The organism is Pseudomonas sp. NBRC 111131 (genome assembly GCF_001320525.1).
Lineage (GTDB): Bacteria > Pseudomonadota > Gammaproteobacteria > Pseudomonadales > Pseudomonadaceae > Aquipseudomonas > Aquipseudomonas ceruminis.
Genome location: NZ_BCBH01000008.1, coordinates 59,058 through 81,182 on the forward strand (window position 1 = coordinate 59,058; position 22,125 = coordinate 81,182).

The 22,125-nt window shown below is 62.0% G+C and carries 23 protein-coding genes and 1 pseudogene; 9 read left to right on the forward strand and 15 right to left on the reverse strand.

The window, feature by feature from the left end; genetic code table 11:
- Window positions 1-110 precede the first annotated feature (110 nt).
- On the forward strand, window positions 111-2,957 hold the full coding sequence (locus APH34_RS10020) for a valine--tRNA ligase (RefSeq protein ID WP_054901017.1): 2,847 nt from the start codon (window positions 111-113) through the stop codon (window positions 2,955-2,957).
- 171 nt (window positions 2,958-3,128) lie between these two features.
- Window positions 3,129-4,078, forward strand: a pseudogene (rlmF, locus tag APH34_RS10025) (23S rRNA (adenine(1618)-N(6))-methyltransferase RlmF).
- Window positions 4,079-4,129: 51 nt separating this feature from the next.
- On the opposite strand, the gene APH34_RS10030 reads toward rlmF, so the two are convergent.
- Window positions 4,130-4,411 carry an HU family DNA-binding protein gene (locus APH34_RS10030; RefSeq protein WP_008098055.1) on the reverse strand — a complete coding sequence of 94 codons (282 nt, stop codon included), beginning with the start codon at window positions 4,409-4,411 and terminating at the stop codon, window positions 4,130-4,132.
- A gap of 391 nt (window positions 4,412-4,802) precedes the next feature.
- Here APH34_RS10030 and yejK point away from each other — a divergent pair, with 391 nt between their 5' ends.
- Entirely contained in the window at window positions 4,803-5,810 is a 1,008-nt protein-coding gene (gene yejK / locus APH34_RS10035; protein WP_054901018.1) for a nucleoid-associated protein YejK, read from the forward strand.
- Here yejK and APH34_RS10040 read toward each other — a convergent pair whose 3' ends face one another.
- The 14 genes from APH34_RS10040 to APH34_RS10105 form a co-directional block, all read right to left on the reverse strand.
- Entirely contained in the window at window positions 5,811-6,095 is a 285-nt protein-coding gene (locus APH34_RS10040) for a GIY-YIG nuclease family protein (protein ID WP_054901019.1), read from the reverse strand. It lies immediately after the preceding gene.
- 39 nt (window positions 6,096-6,134) lie between these two features.
- Complete coding sequence (locus tag APH34_RS10045) at window positions 6,135-6,605, reverse strand: nuclear transport factor 2 family protein (RefSeq protein ID WP_054901020.1); 471 nt, start codon at window positions 6,603-6,605, stop codon at window positions 6,135-6,137.
- Window positions 6,606-6,719: 114 nt separating this feature from the next.
- A complete protein-coding gene (locus APH34_RS10050; protein ID WP_054901021.1) occupies window positions 6,720-8,000 on the reverse strand; it encodes an MFS transporter in 1,281 nt (426 codons plus the stop codon).
- A gap of 13 nt (window positions 8,001-8,013) precedes the next feature.
- Window positions 8,014-8,664: a FadR/GntR family transcriptional regulator gene (locus APH34_RS10055; RefSeq protein ID WP_054901022.1), complete on the reverse strand. Its 651-nt coding sequence runs from the start codon at window positions 8,662-8,664 to the stop codon at window positions 8,014-8,016.
- A gap of 134 nt (window positions 8,665-8,798) precedes the next feature.
- Window positions 8,799-9,845, reverse strand: coding sequence for a histidinol-phosphate transaminase (gene hisC, locus APH34_RS10060; RefSeq protein WP_054901023.1), 1,047 nt, complete (start codon window positions 9,843-9,845; stop codon window positions 8,799-8,801).
- A 2-nt stretch (window positions 9,846-9,847) separates the two neighbouring features.
- A complete protein-coding gene (hisD, locus tag APH34_RS10065) occupies window positions 9,848-11,173 on the reverse strand; it encodes a histidinol dehydrogenase (RefSeq protein WP_054901024.1) in 1,326 nt (441 codons plus the stop codon).
- Between the two features lie 126 nt (window positions 11,174-11,299).
- Entirely contained in the window at window positions 11,300-11,935 is a 636-nt protein-coding gene (gene hisG, locus APH34_RS10070; protein WP_023382134.1) for an ATP phosphoribosyltransferase, read from the reverse strand.
- A gap of 169 nt (window positions 11,936-12,104) precedes the next feature.
- Entirely contained in the window at window positions 12,105-13,370 is a 1,266-nt protein-coding gene (gene murA / locus APH34_RS10075) for a UDP-N-acetylglucosamine 1-carboxyvinyltransferase (RefSeq protein WP_054901025.1), read from the reverse strand.
- A 23-nt stretch (window positions 13,371-13,393) separates the two neighbouring features.
- Entirely contained in the window at window positions 13,394-13,633 is a 240-nt protein-coding gene (locus tag APH34_RS10080; RefSeq protein ID WP_003255121.1) for a BolA family protein, read from the reverse strand.
- Between the two features lie 119 nt (window positions 13,634-13,752).
- Window positions 13,753-14,055 (reverse strand): lipid asymmetry maintenance protein MlaB, encoded by a 303-nt coding sequence (locus tag APH34_RS10085; protein WP_054901026.1) that lies wholly within the window; start codon window positions 14,053-14,055, stop codon window positions 13,753-13,755.
- Window positions 14,052-14,705 carry a phospholipid-binding protein MlaC gene (locus APH34_RS10090; RefSeq protein WP_054901027.1) on the reverse strand — a complete coding sequence of 218 codons (654 nt, stop codon included), beginning with the start codon at window positions 14,703-14,705 and terminating at the stop codon, window positions 14,052-14,054. The genes APH34_RS10085 and APH34_RS10090 overlap by 4 nt, the downstream gene beginning before the upstream one ends.
- A 9-nt stretch (window positions 14,706-14,714) precedes the next feature.
- A complete protein-coding gene (gene mlaD, locus APH34_RS10095; RefSeq protein WP_054901028.1) occupies window positions 14,715-15,200 on the reverse strand; it encodes an outer membrane lipid asymmetry maintenance protein MlaD in 486 nt (161 codons plus the stop codon).
- The gene (mlaE, locus tag APH34_RS10100; protein ID WP_054901029.1) at window positions 15,200-15,997 is read right to left on the reverse strand and encodes a lipid asymmetry maintenance ABC transporter permease subunit MlaE; all 798 of its coding nucleotides are present in this window, start codon (window positions 15,995-15,997) and stop codon (window positions 15,200-15,202) included. Before mlaE ends, mlaD begins: the two co-directional genes overlap by 1 nt.
- Entirely contained in the window at window positions 15,997-16,806 is an 810-nt protein-coding gene (locus APH34_RS10105; RefSeq protein ID WP_043213285.1) for an ATP-binding cassette domain-containing protein, read from the reverse strand. The genes mlaE and APH34_RS10105 overlap by 1 nt, the downstream gene beginning before the upstream one ends.
- A 247-nt stretch (window positions 16,807-17,053) precedes the next feature.
- Between APH34_RS10105 and APH34_RS10110 the strand changes: the two genes are divergently transcribed.
- The 6 genes from APH34_RS10110 to APH34_RS10135 all read left to right on the forward strand — a co-directional run bounded on the left by APH34_RS10110 (window position 17,054) and on the right by APH34_RS10135 (window position 22,054).
- The gene (locus APH34_RS10110; RefSeq protein ID WP_054901030.1) at window positions 17,054-18,028 is read left to right on the forward strand and encodes an SIS domain-containing protein; all 975 of its coding nucleotides are present in this window, start codon (window positions 17,054-17,056) and stop codon (window positions 18,026-18,028) included.
- A gap of 15 nt (window positions 18,029-18,043) precedes the next feature.
- Window positions 18,044-18,568, forward strand: coding sequence for an HAD family hydrolase (locus tag APH34_RS10115; protein WP_054901031.1), 525 nt, complete (start codon window positions 18,044-18,046; stop codon window positions 18,566-18,568).
- Window positions 18,569-18,575: 7 nt separating this feature from the next.
- The gene (gene lptC / locus APH34_RS10120; RefSeq protein ID WP_054901032.1) at window positions 18,576-19,148 is read left to right on the forward strand and encodes an LPS export ABC transporter periplasmic protein LptC; all 573 of its coding nucleotides are present in this window, start codon (window positions 18,576-18,578) and stop codon (window positions 19,146-19,148) included.
- Complete coding sequence (gene lptA, locus APH34_RS10125; protein ID WP_054901033.1) at window positions 19,135-19,659, forward strand: lipopolysaccharide transport periplasmic protein LptA; 525 nt, start codon at window positions 19,135-19,137, stop codon at window positions 19,657-19,659. The genes lptC and lptA overlap by 14 nt, the downstream gene beginning before the upstream one ends.
- A complete protein-coding gene (gene lptB, locus APH34_RS10130; protein WP_054901034.1) occupies window positions 19,660-20,385 on the forward strand; it encodes an LPS export ABC transporter ATP-binding protein in 726 nt (241 codons plus the stop codon).
- Window positions 20,386-20,560: 175 nt separating this feature from the next.
- Entirely contained in the window at window positions 20,561-22,054 is a 1,494-nt protein-coding gene (locus APH34_RS10135; RefSeq protein WP_054901035.1) for an RNA polymerase factor sigma-54, read from the forward strand.
- Window positions 22,055-22,125: the final 71 nt, after the last annotated feature.

Sequence of the window (22,125 nt, forward strand, 5' to 3'; positions counted from 1 at the left end):
CGCCTCATCGGCCGCAAGCCCAGGCAACACAAGTACAGCTGTCGCCTGCGGCCCCCACCTTGGTTATACTTCCCGGCTTTCCCGAATAAATGCACAGGGTCCCGCCGCGCATGGATAAGACCTACCAGCCGCACGCCATCGAAACTTCCTGGTACAACACCTGGGAGTCCGAGAACTATTTCGCTCCACAAGGTGCAGGTGAGTCCTACACCATCATGATCCCGCCACCGAACGTGACGGGCAGCCTGCACATGGGCCACGGTTTCAACAACGCGATCATGGACGCCCTGATCCGTTTCCGTCGCATGCAGGGCCGCGACACCCTGTGGCAGCCCGGTACCGACCACGCCGGTATCGCCACCCAGATGCTGGTAGAGCGCCAGCTCGAGGCCAAGGGCCAGAACCGTCACGACCTCGGCCGCGAAGCCTTCCTGGACAAGGTCTGGGAGTGGAAGGAGCAGTCCGGAGGCAACATCAGCCGCCAGATCCGTCGCCTGGGCTCGTCGGTAGACTGGAGCCGTGAGCGCTTCACCATGGACGACGGCCTGTCCGAAGCGGTCAAGGAAGCCTTCGTGCGCCTGCATGAAGACGGCCTGATCTACCGTGGCAAGCGCCTGGTCAACTGGGACACCAAGCTGCACACGGCAATCTCCGACCTCGAGGTGGAAAACCACGACGAGAAAGGCCACCTGTGGAACCTGCGCTATCCGTTGGCCGACGGCGCCAAGACTGCCGAAGGCAAGGACTACCTGGTGGTTGCCACCACACGTCCGGAAACCCTGCTGGGTGACGCCGCAGTCGCGGTCAACCCGAACGACGAACGCTACCAGGCCCTGATCGGCAAATACGTCGAACTGCCGCTGGTCGGTCGCCGCATCCCAATCATCGCCGATGATTACTGCGACCCGGAATTCGGCACCGGCTGCGTGAAGATCACCCCGGCCCACGATTTCAACGACTACGAAGTCGGCAAGCGCCACAACCTGCCGCTGCTGAACATCTTCGACAAGAATGCCCTGGTGCTGTCCGCCGCCCAGGCCTTCAACCTCGATGGCAGCGTCAACGAGCAGGTCGATACTAGCCTGCCAGCTCAGTACGCCGGCCTCGATCGTTTCGTCGCCCGCAAGCAGATTGTTGCCGACCTGGACGCCCAGGGCCTGCTGGTGAGCATCGACGACCACGCGCTGAAAGTACCGAAGGGCGACCGCTCCGGCACGGTCATCGAACCGTGGCTGACCGACCAGTGGTACGTTTCCACCAAGCCCCTGGCAGAACCTGCCATCGCTGCCGTGGAAGACGGCCGTATCCAGTTCGTGCCCAAGCAGTACGAGAACATGTACTTCTCCTGGATGCGCGATATCCAGGACTGGTGCATCAGCCGCCAGCTGTGGTGGGGCCACCGCATCCCAGCATGGTACGACGAGGCCGGCCAGGTCTATGTCGGGCGCAACGAAGAAGAAGTGCGTGCCAAGCATGGCCTGGATGCCGACGTCGCCCTGCGCCAGGACGACGACGTGCTCGACACCTGGTTCAGTTCGGGCCTGTGGACCTTCTCCACCCTGGGCTGGCCGGAGCAGACCGAGTTCCTGAAGAAATTCCACTCCACCGATGTGCTGGTCACGGGCTTTGACATCATTTTCTTCTGGGTTGCCCGGATGATCATGCTGACCATGCACCTGATCAAGAACGAGGATGGCACCCCGCAAGTACCGTTCAAGACCGTCTATGTGCACGGCCTGGTACGTGACGGCCAGGGCCAGAAGATGTCCAAGTCCAAGGGCAACGTCCTCGACCCGCTGGACATCGTCGACGGCATCACCCTGGATGCCCTGCTGGAGAAACGTACCAGCGGCATGATGCAGCCTAAGCTTGCCGAGAAGATCGCCAAGCAGACCAAGGCCGAGTTCCCTGAGGGCATCGCCAGCTACGGCACCGACGCGCTGCGCTTCACCTTCTGCTCGCTGGCCTCCACCGGCCGCGACATCAAGTTCGACATGGGCCGCGTCGAAGGCTACCGCAACTTCTGCAACAAGATCTGGAACGCTGCCCGCTACGTGCTGGACAAGGGCGAGGACTGTGGCCAGAACGGCGAAGCCTACGAACTGTCGCTGGCCGACCGCTGGATCATCTCGCAGTTGCAGCGCACTGAAGCCGAAGTGACCCGCCAGCTCGAGCAGTTCCGCTTCGACCTGGCCAGCCAGGCCCTGTACGAGTTCATCTGGAACCAGTACTGCGACTGGTACCTGGAACTGTCCAAGCCGGTACTGTGGGATGAAAACGCCCCGGTCGAACGCGCCCGCGGCACCCGTCGCACCCTGGTGCGGGTACTGGAAGTAGCGCTGCGCCTGGCTCACCCGTTCATGCCGTTCATCACCGAAGAGATCTGGCAGCGCATTGCGCCGCTGGCCGGCATCCAGGGCAAGACCATCATGCTGCAGCCGTGGCCGGTCGCTAACGAAAGCCGCATCGATGCCGCCGCCGAAGGCGATATCGAATGGCTCAAAGAGCTGATGGTGGGCCTGCGCAACATCCGCGCCGAAATGAACATCGGCCCAGGCAAGCCACTGCCACTGTTCCTGAAGAACGCCAACGCCGACGACCAGCGTCGCCTGCAGGAAAACGAAGCCCTGCTCAAGAAACTGGCCAAGGTCGAATCGTTCACCGTGCTTGGCGATGCCGACGAGGCCCCCCTGTCGGCCACCGCCCTGGTAGGCGACCTGCAAGTGCTGGTGCCGATGGCCGGCCTGATCGACAAGGACGCCGAGCTGGCTCGCCTGAACAAGGAAATCCAGCGACTGCAAGGCGAAGTGCAACGCGTCGGCGGCAAGCTGTCCAACGCAGCGTTCGTCGACAAGGCACCGCCTGCGGTGATCGAGAAGGAGCGCGCCAAGCTGGCTGAGTCCGAGCAGGCCCTGGCCAACTTCACCGAGCAGCATGCGCGGATTGCGGCGCTGTAACCTGATATTGCTGATCTGACCGGCGAGGGCTTCGCCCTCGTTCGCGGCACAAGGCCGCTCCCACAGGATAGGGGTGCTATCGCCAACCTTACTATCCTGTGGGAGCGGCCTTGTGCCGCGAATAGGCCGCACCGCGGCCCCCAGGCCAGCGATGCTCATTTGGATTCAAGCATGACCCAGAAACCCACCCTGCACCCGCGTAACCGCCATCAGGGCCGCTACGACTTCCCCAGCCTGATCAAGGCGCACCCTGACCTGGCCCGCTTCACCATCACCAACCCCCACGGCAAGCCCAGTATCGACTTCGCCAACCCCGAAGCCGTACGGGTATTCAACCGTGCGCTGCTCAAGGCGCAGTACGGCATTCAGCACTGGGACATCCCACCGACTACCTGTGCCCGCCCATCCCTGGCCGTGCCGACTACCTGCATGTCGCCGCCGACCTGCTGGCCGAGGGCAACGCCGGCGAAGTACCCAAGGGTGCCCAGATCCGCGCCCTGGACATCGGCGTGGGGGCCAACTGCATCTACCCCCTGCTCGGCCACAGCGATTACCGCTGGCGCTTCCTCGGGTCGGACATCGACCCGGTGGCACTGGCCTCGGCCAAGGCCATCGTTCAGGCCAATGGCCTGAGCAAAGGCATAGCCCTGCGCCAGCAGGACAACCCCAGGCACATCCTCGCTGGCTTGCTGCAAGCGGACGAACGCTTCGACCTGACCCTGTGCAACCCGCCCTTCCATGCCTCACGCGAGGAGGCCACCCGTGGCAGCCAGCGTAAGTGGAAGAATCTGGGCAAGCAGGACCCCAAGCGCAAATTGCCAGTGCTCAACTTCGGCGGACAGAACAACGAGTTGTGGTGCGAAGGCGGCGAAATCCGCTTCGTCAGCCAACTGGTCGGCGAAAGCGTGGATTATGCGCATCAGGTGCTGTGGTTCACCAGCCTCGTGTCCAAGGCCAGCAACCTGCCTGGCATCGAGGCGGCACTGAAAAAGGCCGGGGCCAAGGCACTACGCATCGTCGAAATGGGCCAAGGTCAGAAACAGAGCCGCATGGTCGCCTGGAGTTTCCATGACGATGCCGCACGCCAGGCATGGCACGCCAGGCGCAAATCACACGCATAAAAAAACCGCGCCCGGGCAAGCCGGGCGCGGTTTCGTCACACCGTCAACAGATTACTTGTTGATGGAGTCGCTCAGGGCTTTGGCCGGAACGAACTTGACGACTTTCTTGGCAGCGATTTCGATGGCAGCGCCGGTCGAAGGGTTGCGGCCGGTACGGGCAGGACGCTCGGAGACTTTCAGCTTGCCAATGCCTGGCAGCGTGATTTCAGCGCCGTTTTCCAGTTGGTCGGCAACGATCTGGCCCAGTTGCTCCAGCGCGTTACGGGCAGTGGTCTTCGGCGCGTCGATGGCTTCGGCGATGTCGGCAATCAGTTGGTCTTTGGTCAATGCCATGGTGGTGTTCCTTCCCTATCAAATTCAGTGGTTATGCAGCGCTCTACGACGTTATCGGGCCAGCCCCTAAGTCTGGAGGGCCGCGCCAATCGGCATGTAGATGCGTAAATCGGCGTTTGGTTCGACACGGTGCAAGCGCGCTGCCAGCAATGCGCCACTCGAGGTGCGCAAGACCGCGCAAAGCTACCACAGGAATAGATAAATATCCGCAGCCCACCTGGTTTTTATGCAGGTTTTTCGGGGCTTTTAGGCAAAAACGCACAAAATTGAACAAAAAACGAACAACCGGCATTTCTGCCAACATCCGGCCACTGCACCACCTGTGGTCTGGGTTAAACTGGACGACTTTTGCAGCGCGGCGCCTGGCCGCCCCAGACTCACCGAGAATTCCATGCCAATCCGTCATTGCATCGTTCACCTGATCGACAAGAAGCCCGATGGCAGCCCCGCCGTGCTCCATGCACGGGACACCGAGCTTGCGGCATCGGATGCCATTGAAAACCTCCTGGCCGACCTCAACGACAGCTACAACGCCAAGCAAGGAAAAGCCTGGGGCTTCTTCCACGGCGAATCCGGGGCCTACCCACTGAGCGGCTGGTTGAAGCAGTACCTTGAAGCCGAGAAAGATTTCACCGCGTTCAGCCGCATTGCCGTCGAACACCTGCAAAAGCTGATGGAAGAATCCAACCTTTCCACCGGCGGCCACATTCTGTTCGCCCATTACCAGCAAGGCATGACCGACTACCTGGCCATTGCCTTGCTGCACCACAGCGAAGGCGTGGCGGTGAACGCCGAGCTGGATGTGACCCCTTCGCGGCACCTGGACCTTGGGCAGTTGCACCTGGCGGCGCGCATCAACCTCTCGGAGTGGCAGAACAACCACAACTCCAAGCAGTACATCTCGTTCATCAAGGGCAAGAATGGCAAGAAGGTCTCGGACTACTTCCGCGACTTCATCGGCTGCCAGGAAGGCGTCGACGGGCCGGGCGAAACCCGCACCCTGCTCAAGGCCTTCAGCGATTTCGTCGAAAGCGAAGACTTGCCAGAGGAAGCCGCCCGCGAAAAGACCCAGACCCTGGTCGAATACGCCACCACTCAGACCAAACTTGGCGAACCGGTCACCCTCGAAGAGCTGTCCAGCCTGATTGACGAGGACCGCCCGAAGGCCTTCTACGACCACATTCGTAACAAGGACTACGGGCTGTCGCCAGAGATCCCTGCGGACAAACGCACCCTCAATCAGTTCCGCCGTTTCACCGGGCGCGCGGAGGGCCTGTCGATCAGCTTCGAGGCTCACCTGCTGGGGGACAAGGTGGAATATGACGAGGCCGCGGGCACCTTGATCATCAAGGGTTTGCCGACACAGCTGGTGGATCAGCTCAAGCGTCGCAAGGACTGATCACGGCGCGGCATAGGAGGCGACCAACGCCTCCTTCGCCGATTTGCGCAGTTTCTTCACCAGGCGCTCTTGGCGCAAAGCCTCGCTCTTGTCCGGCCACTGCTCGACATACACCAACGCTTGCGCCGGGCTGGTCTTGAAATACCGCGCGCCCTGTCCCTTTTGATGCGCCACGAACCGCCGCTGCGGATCGTCACTGATGCCGCAGTACAACGAACCATTGGCGGCCCGCACCAGGTACACATACCAAGGCTTGCAAGCCGGAATTTCGGATACTTCGCTCACGATGCGCCTGACTGGCCGGAAAGCCGACAGCTTAACCGCTCAACGCCCCTGCTGGAATGTACGCAGCCCTTTGAACGCCTGCTGGCGTACCTTGTTTTGCAACATCGGCGACCAACCCAGCAACACCCCGGGCGCACCCAGTGCCTGACGCGACCAACGCCACAGGTCGAAGGTATCATCGTGCTGGCAGATCAGCCCATCGCGGATGACGAAACGTGCCTGGATGTCATTGACCACGGTGCGCCCCGTCTGGCTGAACAGGTAGGTCGCGACCCAGTGCGCGCTCGCGCTGCGCTCGTCGGCACGGACCTGGTCGAAAGTGAGGGAAAAGTCTTTGGCGCGGGCGGTGAGCATACGCCACATGTCCCCCGCGTCGCGCCCGCGCAGGGAGCCAAAAACTGGGTCGCTGAAGACGACGTCGTCGCTGTAGCAGGCCACCATGGCTTCGGCGTCCAGGCGCTGGAAGGCCTGATAGAAACGGGTGATCAGGTCACGGTTGGCGTCGCTCATAGGCTGGTCCGTCCTGGGAATGGGTAGGTGCACGATAATCTGCGCAACGACGTAATGCCATGCTCATTCGCAGCATGAATGCGCGCGACATGACCGGCACTGCCGGCCTGGATTTCAGACTTTCTCGCTGTTCACCTGCACGTACAGCGCGCGACCTGCCCCAAGCCCGAACACGATCGCACCGACGCCCAGCACAGCGAAGATCCAGCCCACCGCCGCCCAGCCCCCGGTCAGGTCATGCACCAGTCCCACGGCAAAGGGGCCCATCGATGCCAGGGTATAACCCACCCCTTGCGCCATGCTCGACAGGTTGGCAGCTACGTGCGCGTCCTTCGAACGCAGCACGATCAGGGTCAACGCCAAGGCAAAAGTCCCGCCCTGGCCCAACCCCAGCAGCACTGCCCAGCCCCACAGGCCGGAAATCGGCGCATACAGGCAACCGAACAGGCCGGCCAAGGTAATCAGCATCACAACGACGATCGCCAGCCGCTGGTCTTTGCCGCGGGTCGCCAGCCAAGGCGCACTGAGCGAGCTGGCCAACTGCACGATCACCGAGCCTGACAACACCAGGCCGGCCTCGGTTGGGCTCAGGCCACGGCCGATGAGAATCGACGGCAACCAGCCAAAGACAATGTACGCCAGTGACGACTGCAGCCCCATGTACAGCGTTACCTGCCAGGCCAGGGGGTCACGCCACAACCCCCGCACCCGGTAAGCGACCTTGTGCAAACCATGGCGCTGACGCACCTGTGGCAGCCAGACCAGCATGGCCAGCACCGCCGGAATCACCCAGAAGCCCAAGCCAAGGGCCCAGCTGTCGCCCAAACGCTGGGCCAGGGGAACGGTGGCGCCCGCTGCCATGGCCGCACCCAGGCACAAGGCCATGGTGTACACCCCGGTCAGAGTGCCTGCGTGTTTGGGGAAATCGCGCTTGACGATCCCTGGCAACAGCACGCCGATGATGCCGATACTGGCGCCAGCCACCACGCTGCCCGCAAACACCCCTGCCTCGCCCAGCGTGCTGCGCAATACAATGCCCAACGCCAAGGTCAACAGGATGCCGAGGACCACGCGTTCGCTGCCAAAGCGCCGGGCCAACATTGGCGCCAACGGTGCGAACAGGCCCAGGCACAGCACCGGCAGGGTGGTCAGCAGCCCGGCCTGTGAAGCACTCAGGCCCAGACCTTCACTGACCTGGCCGAGTACAGGCGCCATGCTCGACAGCGCCGGGCGCAAGTTCAGCGCCACCAGTACCAGGCCAAGCAATAGCAGCCATGGCCGCTTCAGCAGCACCGGCTGTTGCTGCACCTGAGCATCATCGGCTTCGGCATCGATCAGCAGTTCATCGAGTTCCCGCTCACGGGCGGTAGTGTCACGGGTCATTGGTTCGGCCATGGCCTTCTCGTTCTCAGGATTCGATAAGGGTTCGGCTCAGGCGCTTGGCCCGTTCCGAATCGCGATGCTCGATGGCATCGAGGATCTGCCCATGCAGGTCGAAGGTGGCCTGGCAGCGCGGCACGGTGGTCATGTTGTGCTGCAACGCTGCGGCCACCACGTCGGAAAAATAGCGGTACAGTTCACTGAGCGCCGGATTGTGCGCGGCGTCGATCAAGCATTGATGAAACACCAGGTCGCAGCTGACATAAGCATCCACATCGCCATGAAAGTGCTCGGCGCTGCCCTTGAGCGCTGCGCGCAGTCTGTGCAGGTCGTCTTCGCTACGCCGCAGCGCAGCCAGCCCGATTGCCTCGGTTTCAAGGATGTGACGGGTTTCCCGCGCTTGCTCCAGGGTACAGCGGGACATCGCCTGCACCGCCTGCAGCGGGTCCTGGCAAGTACGCAGGTAGCTGCCGTCGCCCTGGCGGATTTCCACCAGGCCACTGAAGGCCAACACACGCATGGCCTCGCGCACGGTATTGCGGCTTATGCCCAGCTCAAGTGCCAGTTCAGGCTCGGTGGGCAGGCGCTGCCCGACCTGCCAGTCGCCCTGGAGGATGCGCTCACGCATACGCTCCACGGCAAGCTCAACCAGCGATCGCTTGGTCAGCTCAGTGCTCATGTCTACTCAACCAATCATCCGATGAATTTAGATAGCTTAAGGGAGCCCAGGCCTCTGCGCAAATACCTAGCATCCTTAGCTGCCGACTTCACCTCGGCCTATTCGCGGGCAAGCCCGCGAATAGGCCAATGGCTTTAACCCAGTGCGTCAATCAGCGCCTTGTTCATGTCCGGCGTACCAATGGTGATCCGCAGGAACTGAGCGATGCGCTGCTGCTTGAAATGACGCACGATCACGCCCTGCTCGCGCAGGCGTGCAGCAAGCTCGGCTGCGTCCTGCTGCGGGTGGCGGGCGAAGATGAAGTTGGCGGCCGAGGGCAGCACCTCAAAACCTTTGGCGGTCAGTTGCTCGACCAGTGCCTCGCGGCTGTCGATCACCTTGCGGCACGTCTCTTCGAAATAGGCCTTATCCTCGAACGCCGCGGCCGCACCGACGATCGCCATGCGATCCAGCGGGTAAGAGTTGAAACTGTTCTTGATACGTTCCAAGGCTTCGATCAAGTCCGGGTGGCCGACCGCCAGGCCAACGCGCAGGCCGGCCAGCGAGCGCGACTTGGACAGTGTCTGGGTCACCAGCAGGTTGTCGTAGCGGCCCACCAGACTGATCGCCGTTTCACCACCAAAATCGATGTAGGCTTCGTCTACCACCACCACCGAATCACGGTTGGCCTGCAGCAGTTGCTCGATCGCCTGCAGCGGCAACAGGCAACCGGTCGGCGCATTGGGGTTGGGGAAGATGATCCCGGCGTTGGGCTTGTTGTAGTCCTCGACGCGGATCTGGAACTGCTCGTCCAGTGCCACCTGCTCGAATGGGATGCCGTACAGGCCGCAGTAGACCGGGTAGAAACTGTAGCTGACATCCGGGAACAGCAGCGGGCCGCCGTGCTGGAACAGGCCGTGGAAGATGTGCGCCAATACTTCGTCCGAACCATTCCCCACGAACACGTGCCCAGGGGTTACGCCGTAGTACTCGGCCACCGCCTGCTTGAGCCGGTCACCGTTGGGGTCCGGATACAGGCGCAGGTTGTCGTTGAGTTCGCCACGCATGGCCTCCAACGCCTTGGGCGACGGGCCATAGGGGTTCTCGTTGGTGTTCAGCTTGACCAGGCGCGCCAGCTTGGGCTGCTCGCCCGGCACGTAAGGCACCAGCTCCTTGACGAAGGGGCTCCAGAATCGGCTCATGTTCAGTTCCCCTTGCCTTGGGTCAGGATACGGTATTCGGCGCTTCGGGCGTGGGCAGTCAGCGATTCGCCCCGGGCCAGGATCGACGCGGTGTTGCCCAACTCGGATGCCCCCTGCTCGGAGCAGAAGATGATCGACGAACGCTTCTGGAAGTCATACACCCCCAGCGGCGACGAGAAACGTGCAGTGCCAGAGGTCGGCAGCACATGGTTAGGGCCGGCGCAGTAGTCACCCAGTGCCTCGCTGGTGTGGCGGCCCATGAAGATCGCGCCAGCATGACGGATCTGCGGCAGCCAGGCCTGCGGGTCGGCGACCGACAGCTCCAGGTGCTCCGGGGCAATGCGGTTGGCCACGTCGATGGCCTGCTGCATGTCACGCACCTGGATCAGCGCACCCCGACCGTTGATCGATTTTTCGATGATTTCGGCCCGCTCCATGGTCGGCAGCAGTTTGTCGATGCTGGCGGCAACACGGTCAAGGAACGCCGCATCCGGGCTGACCAGAATGGCCTGGGCATCTTCGTCGTGCTCGGCCTGGGAAAACAGGTCCATGGCGATCCAGTCCGGGTCGGTCTGGCCGTCGCACACCACGAGGATTTCCGACGGGCCGGCAATCATGTCGATACCGACCTGGCCGAACACGTGTCGCTTGGCGGTGGCCACGTAGATGTTGCCCGGGCCAACGATCTTGTCGACCTGGGGCACGCTTTCGGTGCCGTAGGCCAAGGCCGCGACCGCCTGCGCACCGCCCACGGTGAACACGCGGTCGACACCGGCGATGCAGGCGGCGGCCAGCACCAGCTCGTTGATTTCACCACGCGGGGTAGGCACCACCATGACCACCTCGGCCACGCCAGCGACCTTGGCCGGGATGGCGTTCATCAGCACCGACGACGGGTACGACGCCTTGCCACCTGGCACATAAAGCCCGGCACGGTCCAGCGGGGTGACCTTCTGGCCGAGCACGGTGCCATCAGCTTCGGTGTACTGCCAGGAATCCTGCTTCTGCCGCTCGTGGTACATACGCACACGGTTGGCAGCGGTTTCCAGGGCTTCGCGCTGGGCCGCAGTGATGCGGGTCAGGGCCAGCTCCAGGCGCTCGCGGCCCAGGATCAGGTCCTCGATGCGGGTGGCATCGACACCGTCGAAACGCTGGGTGAACTCTACCAGCGCTGCATCACCGCGCTCACGCACGGCCTTGATGATGTCGAGCACGCGCTGGTTGACCGCATCATCAGACACACTTTCCCAGCTCAGCAGATGATCCAGATGTCGGGCGAAATCCGGATCAGCAGCGTTGAGACGGGCAATTGCAGTGGACACGGTCATGGCGAGGGCCTCGATTATTAGCGAATGCTCAGGCGCCCTAGGCTACCAGTCCATCCGCGCGGGCACCCGAGAAAAATGGCTATGACGCGGATAGACGGGCGCGACAGCGAAGGTCGCGCGCAGAGGTCAGCCGCGGTGTCGCGATTCGACAGCTTGGCGCAGGGTGTCGATCAGGCTTTGGATACGGGCGTGCTGCATCTTCATGGACGCTTTGTTGACCACCAGGCGTGAGCTGATCGTAGCGATCAGTTCCTGGGGTTCCAGGCCATTGGCGCGCAGGGTATTGCCGGTGTCTACCACGTCGATGATCTTGTCGGCGAGGTTGATCAAAGGCGCCAGCTCCATCGAGCCGTAGAGCTTGATGATGTCGACCTGGCGGCCTTGCTCGGCATAGTAGCGCTTGGCAACGTTGACGAACTTGGTGGCCACACGCAGGCGCCCCTTGGGCTCCGGCGCACCGACCACGCCAGCGGTCATCAGCTTGCAGCGGGCAATCTGCAGGTCCAGCGGCTCGTACAGGCCCTGGCCGCCGTACTCCATCAGCACGTCCTTGCCGGCCACACCGAGGTCGGCGGCGCCATGCTCGACATAGGTCGGCACGTCGGTGGCGCGCACGATCAGCAGGCGCACGTCATCCTGCGTGGTGGGAATGATCAGCTTACGGCTCTTGTCCGGATTCTCGGTCGGCACGATACCGGCTTCAGCGAGCAGCGGCAGGGTGTCGTCGAGGATGCGGCCTTTGGAAAGCGCGATGGTCAACATTGGAACGTCGGTCCTTAAGCGGCTACTGCCGGCCGGGCCTGGGCCCGACCGCATTCAATTCGTGTGTGGGAGCGGGCTAGCCCCGCAAACACCGGCAAAGCCGGTGCCCTATGCCGCGATGGCTTGTTCGCGGGGCAACCCCGCTACCACTCCCTGCACCAGCGGGTTACTAGCCCGGTACGCGGCGGATCTTCGCGCCCAGCATCTGCAGTTTCTCTTCGATGCACTCGTAACCACGGTCGATGTGGTAGATGCGATCGATCAGGGTATCGCCTTCGGCGACCAGGGCCGACAGCACCAGGCTGGCCGATGCACGCAGGTCGGTGGCCATGACCGGAGCACCCTTGAGCGCCGGCACGCCAGTAACGATGGCGGTGTTGCCTTCGACCTGGATCTGCGCGCCCATGCGGTGCATCTCATACACATGCATGAAGCGGTTTTCGAAGATCGTCTCGATGACCGCGCCTGTGCCTTCGGCAATGGCGTTGAGGGAGATGAACTGCGCCTGCATGTCGGTCGGGAACGCCGGGTACGGAGCGGTACGCAGGTTCACGGCTTTCGGCCGCTTGCCGTGCATGTCCAGTTCGATCCAGTCCTCACCGGTGGTCACGTCGGCACCCGCTTCCTTGAGTTTCTCAAGCACCGCTTCGAGGATGGTCGGGTCGGTGTCCTTGACTTTGACACGGCCGCCGGTCACGGCTGCGGCGACAAGGTAGGTGCCGGTCTCGATGCGGTCAGGCATGACGCGGTAGTTGGCCGAGTGCAGGCGCTCCACACCATCGATGGTGATGGTGTCGGTGCCGGCGCCGTGAACCTTCGCACCCATGGCGATCAGGAAGTTGGCCAGATCGACCACTTCAGGCTCACGTGCGGCGTTTTGCAGCACGCTGCGGCCTTTGGCCAGGGCTGCGGCCATCATGATGTTCTCGGTACCGGTCACGCTGACGGTATCGAAGAAGAAGTGTGCGCCACGCAGGCCGCCTTCAGGCGCCTGGGCCTTGATGTAGCCACCTTCGACTTCGATCTTCGCGCCCATGGCCTCGAGGCCGCGGATGTGCAGGTCGACCGGGCGCGAACCGATGGCGCAGCCGCCTGGCAGGGCCACTTCGGCCTTGCCGAAGCGCGCGACCATGGGGCCGAGCACCAGGATCGAGGCGCGCATGGTCTTGACCAGTTCGTAAGGCGCAACCAGGGTCTTGATGGTACGTGGGTCGATCTCCACCGCCAGCTTTTCGTCGATCACAGGCTCGATGCCCATGCGCCCGAACAGCTCGATCATGGTGGTGATGTCGTGCAGGTGCGGCAGATTGCCCACGGTGACCGGGCCATCGGCCAGCAGGGTCGCCGCCAGAATCGGCAGGGCTGCGTTCTTCGCGCCCGAAATGCGGATCTCGCCGTCAAGGCGAGCGCCGCCAGTAATAATCAGTTTGTCCATTGGAGTCTCGCCGCCACGTTGGCTCAGGTGCGCTCAGCCCAGGCTGCGCTGCTGAAAAATTTCATGGTTACCGCATGGATGCTGCCATTGGCGATCCAGGGATTCAGGTGAGCATAGATCGCCTGCTGGCGCTTGACCGGGCTCAGGCCAGCCAACTCGTCGCTGATCACGTTCAACTGGAAGTTGCAGCCTTCGCCTTCAACTTCGACCCGGGATCCCGGCAATTTCTCTTCAAGGAAGCTCTTAACTTCTACGGCCTGCATGCTCAACCTCAATCGGCGCCCGATGCGCACGGGTCGGCCATCATACAAAAAAGCCCCTCGCCTGCGAAGCCCAACGAGGGCGTGCGCTGACCGAGGGGCTGTTCACGCGTAACGAGCCATCAGCTCGCCAGTACTTCATCGAGGTCGTAGACCCCGGCAATTTCCCGCATGTCATCAGGCATGCCACGCACCTCGCAGGCCTTGCCGGCCGCCTGGGCGTCACGGATGAAGGCCAGCAGCAACGACAGGCCAACACTGGATGACTTTTGCACAGCCGTGCAATCGAGCACCAGGTGCGACTCGCGGGAAGCGTCTACCAACGCCTTGCCCTGCTTGCGCAAGGCCGGGCCGCTGCGATAGTCCAGCACGCCCGCCAGGCGCAGAACACCCGGCTCGGCCATGCTTACGCTGGTTTCACTCATTTGACGGTCTTCTCGGGCGAGGTATCGGCGGCTTCCTTGGCCTTGGCAACTTCGCCAGCCCAGCCGTCAATGGTCTTGTCCAGGTTGTTGCCATTGCGCTGCATGGCATCGGCGAACTGGTCGCGGAACAGCTTGCCGATGTTGATGCCATTGACGATGACGTTACGCACCTTCCACTCGCCACCCAGGTTCTCGAGGGTGTATTGCACCGGGTACACAGCACCGTTGTTGCCGGTGACTTTCATGCCGACACTGGCACGCTTGCCATCGTCAGCCTTGGCTGGGTCCACGACGATACCCTGGTTGTTGTATTCGAGCAGGGCGTTGCCATAGAACTGCATCAGGCTGCGCTTGAAGTTTTCCTGGAAGCGCTGCATCTGCTCAGGCGTGGCCTTGCGCGAGTACTTGACGGTCATGATGCTTCTGGAGATGCCGTCGGCATCGACCACCGGGCCCAGGATGCGATTGAGCGCATCGTAGAAGGCCTGCGGGTTGGTCTTGTACTGTTCCTTGTTGGCCTTGAGGTCACCCAGCAATTCGTTGGTCGTGCCCTGGACCACGTCGTGCGGGGTTTGCCCCGGCGCCGCCACAGCCAGCAAGGGGAAAGCCGCCAGCAGGACCAGCAGGCCACGTCGCAGGATCGAAATCATGGAAACTCCTTAATTAGCCGGTTGCGCTTCTTTGGGTTCCTTGCCAACGGTGTTGAGCAGGAACTTGCCAATCAGATCTTCCAGCACCAGCGCCGACTGCGTGTCATGGATGGTAGCGCCATCCTTGAGTACCTGCTCTTCGCCACCCACGCTGATGCCGATGTACTTCTCGCCCAGCAACCCGGCGGTCAGGATCGAGGCAGTGGAATCGGTCGGCAGGTTGTCGACCTTCTTGTCCAGCTGCAACGTCACCCGACCGGTGTAGGAATCACGGTCCAGATCGATGGCGGTGACCTTGCCGATCGTCACACCGGCCATGGTCACTTTAGCTCTGACAGTCAAACCGGCGATATTGTCGAAGTACGCGTAAACTTTGTAGGTATCGCTGCTCGGGCTGGCCGACAGCCCGCTGACACGCAGAGCCAGCAGCAGCAGCGCCAGGATCCCGGCCAGGAGGAACAGGCCGACACCGATTTCCAGGGTGCGGTTTTGCATCAGAAATCTCCAAACATCAAGGCGGTCAGAATAAAGTCCAGACCCAGTACTGCCAACGAGGCGTAGACCACGGTCTTGGTGGTGGCACGGCTGATCCCCTCTGAAGTGGGCTCACAGTCATACCCTTGGAATACGGCGATCCAGGTGCTGACGAAGGCAAACACCAGGCTCTTGATCAACCCATTGAGCACATCGTCGGTGAAGGACACGCTGTTCTGCATGTTGGCCCAGAACGAGCCTTCATAGACGCCCAGCCAGTCCACCGCGACCCATGAGCCGCCCCAGATGCCGACCACGCTGAAGATCAGCGCCAGCAGCGGGAGCGAAATGAAGCCGGCCCACAGGCGTGGTGCGACGATGTACTTGAGCGGGTCGACACCGATCATCTCGAGGCTCGACAGCTGCTCGGTGGATTTCATGTTGCCGATCTCGGCAGTCAGTGCCGAACCGGCACGGCCTGCGAACAGCAGCGCAGTCACTACCGGGCCCAGCTCACGCAGCAGGGTCAGGGCAACCATTTGCCCGACTGCCTGCTCGGAGCCGTACTTGGTCAGGATGCTGTAGCCCTGCAGGGCCAGCACCATGCCGATGAACACACCGGAGACCACAACGATGGCCAGCGACAGCACACCCACCGAATACAGCTGCTTGGTCAGCAGCTGGAAACCGCCACCGATGCCGCCACGTCCGACCAGTGCATGGAACAGGAACAGGCAGGAACGGCCAAGCACCGCCAGTACATCGATCGCCGAGCGGCCGAGCAGACGGATACGTTCGAGTAAGGATTTTCTGCGCATCAACGCGCCCCCAGCAAATCGGCGCGGTAGTCAGGCGCAGGAAAATGGAAGGGTACCGGGCCGTCCGGGTCGCCCTTCATGAATTGGCGAATACGCGGGTTGTCCGACCCCATCAGCTCGTCGGGCGTACCCTGCCCCAGCACCTGACCATCACCGACCACATAGATGTAGTCGGCAATACTGGCGGTTTCGGCCAGGTCGTGGGACACCACGATGCTGGTGATGCCTAGGGCGTCGTTGAGCAGGCGGATCAGGCGCACCAGTACGCCCATGGCGATCGGGTCCTGGCCGACAAACGGCTCGTCGTACATGAGGATCTGCGGATCGAGCGCGATCGCTCGGGCCAGCGCTACGCGACGCTTCATGCCGCCGGAAAGCTCGTCGGGCATCAGGTCGATGGCACCCCGCAGGCCCACGGCCTGCAGCTTCATCAACACGATGTCACGGATCATCTCGTCCGACAGCTGCGTATGCACACGCAGCGGGAACGCAACGTTCTCGAACACGTCGAGGTCGGTGAACAGGGCGCCACTCTGGAACAGCACCCCCATCTGCTTGCGTGCATCGAACAGGTCGCTACGCGACAGGCTCGGCAGGTTCTGCCCGGCAACCCACACTTCACCACTGGACGGACGCAGTTGCGCGCCCATCAGGCGCAGCAGCGTGGTCTTGCCACAACCCGACGGCCCCATGATGCCGGTGACCTTGCCACGCGGAATGCGTATGTCGACATTGCTGAAAATGCTGCGCGAACCGCGCTTGAAGGTGACGCCCTTCAACTCGACCGCGTAGGCGCTATCCACACTCATCTAGACTCCTTGCTAGTGCAGCCTCGTTCTAGTGGACGCTGGCGTTCATCTTGAAGGCACACGCGCCCCTCGCGGGCCGAATAGCGGCGAACTATAGCACCGCTCACAGTGCGGCCCCAAGGCCATGGAACGAGTCGTTCAGGCCAGCGACAGGGTTTGATGACATTTGATAGGACAATCGAAAGGATGAGGCTTTCTTCCATTGCAGCTATAATCGCCGCCTTTTCATCAGGCATTGCTTTTCGACATGAGCCAATCCAATGAGCTGATCCAGTCCGCCCAGCGAACCCTGCGCCTGGAAATCGAGGCAGTACAGGGCTTGGCGGCCAGTATCGATGCCAATTTCGTCAAAGCCTGCGAGCTGATTCTGGCCAGCAAGGGCCGAGTCGTTGTGGTCGGCATGGGCAAATCGGGGCACATCGGCAACAAGATTGCCGCCACCCTGGCCAGCACCGGTACGCCGTCGTTCTTCGTGCACCCGGCCGAGGCCAGCCACGGCGACATGGGCATGATCACCCGCGATGATGTCATTTTGGCCCTGTCCAATTCCGGCAGTACCGCCGAAATCGTTACCCTGCTGCCCCTGATCAAACGCCTTGGCATCCAGCTGATCAGCCTGACCGGCAACCCTGACTCGCCCCTGGCCCAGGCCGCCGAGGCCAACCTCGACGCCCGTGTTGCCCAGGAAGCCTGCCCGCTGAACCTGGCGCCCACCTCCTCTACCACAGCGGCACTGGTACTGGGCGACGCCCTGGCCATCGCCCTGCTCGAGGCACGCGGCTTCACCGCCGAAGACTTCGCGTTTTCGCACCCCGGCGGAGCGCTGGGCCGTCGCCTGCTGCTCAAGGTCGAGAACGTCATGCATGCTGGTGACGAGCTACCGCAAGTACAACGCGGCACCCTGCTCAAGGACGCACTGCTTGAAATGTCCCGTAAAGGTTTAGGGATGACCGTCGTACTGGAACAGGATGGAACCCTGGCAGGGGTCTTCACCGACGGCGACCTGCGCCGCAGCCTGGACCGCAACATCGACATACACAGCACGCTGATCGATCAGGTGATGACCGTGCACGGCAAGACTGCCCGCGCCGACATGCTCGCCGCCGAGGCACTGAAGATCATGGAAGACAACAAGATCAGCGCACTGGTCGTTGTCGACCCACACGACCGCCCTACCGGCGCCCTGAACATGCACGACCTGCTGCGCGCAGGGGTCATGTAGATGAGAACCTTGCACATGAACCAGGATCTGATGCAACGCGGCAAAGCCATCAAGCTCGCCGTGTTCGACGTAGATGGCGTCCTGACCGACGGGCGCCTGTACTTCCTCGAGGACGGCAGCGAGTTCAAGACCTTCAACACGCTGGACGGGCATGGCATCAAGATGCTCATGGCCAGCGGCGTGACCACGGCGATCATCAGCGGGCGCAAGACCCCGGTGGTCGAGCGCCGCGCGAAGAACCTCGGCATCCCGCACCTGTTCCAGGGCCGTGAGGACAAATTGGTGGTGCTCGACGGCCTGCTGGCCGAACTGGGCCTAAGCTATGAGCAGGTCGCCTATCTGGGTGATGACCTGCCCGACTTACCGGTCATTCGCCGGGTAGGGCTGGGTATCGCGGTCGCCAATGCTGCTCCGTTCGTTCGCCAGCATGCCCACGGCGTGACCCAAGCACGCGGCGGTGAAGGCGCTGCGCGCGAGTTCTGCGAACTGATCATGCAGGCCCAGGGCACCCTGGACGCTGCCAACGCCAACTACCTGTAGGTTGCCCATGTTCAGCAAGAAAGCCCGCAATGTTGCGCTGCTCGCGGTGATCGCCGCCCTGCTGGTGGCAATCGGCTACTGGAATGTCAGCCCCGAGAGCTTCCTCGACAAACCGGTGGCGCAAGTCGACGAAAGCGCCATCGATTACTATGCGATCAATGCCCATAGCGTGCAGTTTCTGCCCGACGGCAAGCTGCAATACGAAATGACGGCCGACAAGGTCGAACACCTCAAGGCGACCGAGGTCACACTGGTGACTACGCCCGACCTGCACATGTACCGGGGCACCGAATACCCCTGGCACGTACAGAGCGCGCGTGCCGAGGTCAACCCGGACGGCACCGAGGTCGAACTGATCGACCAGGTGCGCGTGGCCCGTACCGACGAAAAACAGCGTGAAACCATCATTACCAGCTCACGCATGACCGTGTTCCCGCAGAAGCAATATGCGCAGACCGATCAAGCCGTTAGAATCGACGGCGCCGGTGGTACAACTACGGGCAAAGGAATGAAAGCGTATTTGAAAGAAGGCAGGATGGACCTGCTCTCTAACGTAAGAGGACAGTATGAGGCTCGTTAAAACCCTCCCCCTTTTGCTCAGCCTGAGCGCAGCACTGGGAAGCGCGAGCGCCTTCGCCCTGCCGACCGACCGTGACCAGCCGATCCGCATCCAGGCCGACAACGCGCACCTGGACGACAAGCAAGGCGTGGCCACCTATACCGGCGACGTGATCATCACCCAAGGCTCCATGATGATCAAAGGCAACACCGTGACCATGACCCGTGCCGCCAATGGCGACATCGACGTGGTGACCTCGGTGGGCAACCTGGCCTACTTCGAGCAGCAGCAGAGCGCCGCCAAGCCCGACAAAATGAAAGGCTGGGCCGTGACCATCCAGTACCAGGCGCAGAAAGACACGGTGATCCTGACTGACCGCGCCAAGGTCGAGAACGAAAGCAACACCACCGAAGGCGAGAAGATCGTCTACAACACCAAGACCCAGGTTGCGACCGCCGGTCGCGGTGGCAACGTGACCCAGCCACGTCAGCGCATCGACATGGTGATCCAGCCGAAGAAGAAGGCCGAGTAAATGGCAACCCTCAAAGCCCAGCACCTGGCCAAGAGCTACAAGGGGCGTCAGGTCGTGCGTGACGTCAGCCTGTCGATCGACAGCGGCCAGATCGTCGGCCTGCTCGGCCCCAACGGCGCCGGCAAGACCACCTGCTTCTACATGATCGTCGGCCTGGTCCAGGCCGATCAGGGCCGCGTCCTGATCGACAGCCTCGATGTCAGCCACCAGCCCATGCACGGCCGCGCTCGCGCCGGTATCGGCTACCTGCCGCAGGAAGCCTCGATCTTCCGCAAGCTGTCGGTGGCCGACAATATCATGGCCATCCTCGAGACCCGCAAGGAACTCGACCGCGATGGCCGCCGCAAGGAGCTGGAAAGCCTGTTGCAGGAGTTCCACATCAGCCACATCCGCGACAACCTCGGCATGAGCCTGTCCGGGGGCGAGCGCCGCCGGGTCGAAATTGCCCGCGCCCTCGCGACCGCACCAAAGTTCATCCTGCTCGACGAACCTTTTGCCGGCGTCGACCCGATCTCGGTCGGCGACATCAAGCAGATCATCCACCACCTCAAGGCCAAGGGCATCGGCGTACTGATCACCGACCACAACGTCCGTGAAACCCTGGATATCTGCGAAACCGCGTACATCGTCAACGATGGCCAGCTGATCGCCGAAGGCGATGCCCAGACCATCCTGGCCAACGACCTGGTCAAAGAGGTCTACCTGGGTCACGAGTTCCGGCTCTGACCCCGGGACGCGCCTGGAGCACTGGCTTTCCCGCCCTGGCGGGGTTTAAGTTGTTACAGTGCTCTAGGCAAACGCTACAATTTAAGGCATAAAACTTGCTTGAATTTGGCGCCTCGGCGCCCTCGTGTAGTGGATGGCGCATGCGCGCCGGCGAACAAGGTATTAAGCCCCTGCCATGAAACCATCGCTCGTCCTAAAAATGGGCCAGCAACTGACGATGACCCCGCAGTTGCAACAGGCCATCCGCCTACTTCAGCTCTCCACCCTGGACCTTCAGCAGGAAATCCAGGAAGCGCTGGAGTCCAATCCGATGCTCGAACGTCAGGAAGACGGCGACGACTTCGACAACAGCGACCCAATGGCGGACAACGCCGAGAACAAGCCGGCCGCCGAGGTCCAGGACAACAGCTTCCAGGAAAGCACCAGCAGTGCCGAAAGCCTGGAAGACGGTGAGTGGAACGAGCGAATCCCCAATGAACTTCCGGTCGACACGGCCTGGGAAGACATTTACCAGACCAGCGCCAGCAGCCTGCCGAGCAACGATGATGACGAGTGGGATTTCACCACCCGCACCTCGGCCGGCGAGAGCCTGCAAAGCCACCTGCTGTGGCAGCTGAACCTGGCACCGATGTCCGATACCGACCGACTGATCGCCGTCACCTTGATCGACAGCATCAACGGCCAGGGCTACCTGGAAGACACGCTCGAAGAGATTTGCGCAGGCTTCGACCCGGAGCTGGACATCGAGCTTGACGAGGTCGAAGCGGTATTGCACCGCATCCAGCAGTTCGAGCCAGCAGGTGTCGGCGCGCGCAACCTGGGCGAATGCCTGTTGCTGCAATTGCGCCAACTGCCGGCCAACACACCCTGGATGGCCGAGGCCAAGCGCCTGGTCACCGATTTCATCGACCTGCTCGGCAGCCGCGACTATAGCCAGCTGATGCGCCGGATGAAACTCAAGGAAGACGAGCTGCGCCAGGTCATTGAGCTGGTACAGAGCCTCAACCCACGTCCTGGCTCGCAGATCGAGTCGAGCGAGCCAGAATACGTGGTACCCGATGTCATCGTGCGCAAGGACAGCGACCGCTGGCTGGTCGAGCTGAACCAGGAAGCGATCCCCCGCCTGCGGGTCAACCCGCAGTATGCCGGGTTCGTCCGCCGTGCCGACACCAGCGCCGACAACACCTTCATGCGCAACCAGCTGCAGGAAGCTCGGTGGTTCATTAAAAGCCTGCAAAGCCGCAACGAAACGCTGATGAAGGTCGCCACCCAGATCGTCGAGCATCAACGCGGTTTCCTCGACTACGGCGACGAGGCGATGAAACCTCTGGTGCTGCACGACATCGCCGAAGCGGTGGGCATGCACGAATCGACCATTTCGCGGGTGACCACGCAGAAATACATGCATACCCCCCGCGGCATCTACGAACTGAAATACTTTTTCTCAAGCCATGTGAGCACCGCCGAAGGCGGAGAATGCTCGTCCACGGCCATCCGCGCGATCATCAAGAAACTGGTAGCGGCGGAAAATCAGAAAAAGCCATTGAGTGACAGCAAGATCGCTGGTTTACTGGAGGCACAAGGCATCCAGGTAGCCCGTCGCACCGTCGCCAAGTACCGCGAGTCCCTCGGCATCGCACCGTCGAGCGAGCGCAAGCGACTGATGTAGCCCCTGAGATGTGCCATAGCGTTTGTGGGGCAGGTGCAATACCTGCCTCTTTATGCACGGGCAACAAAGGA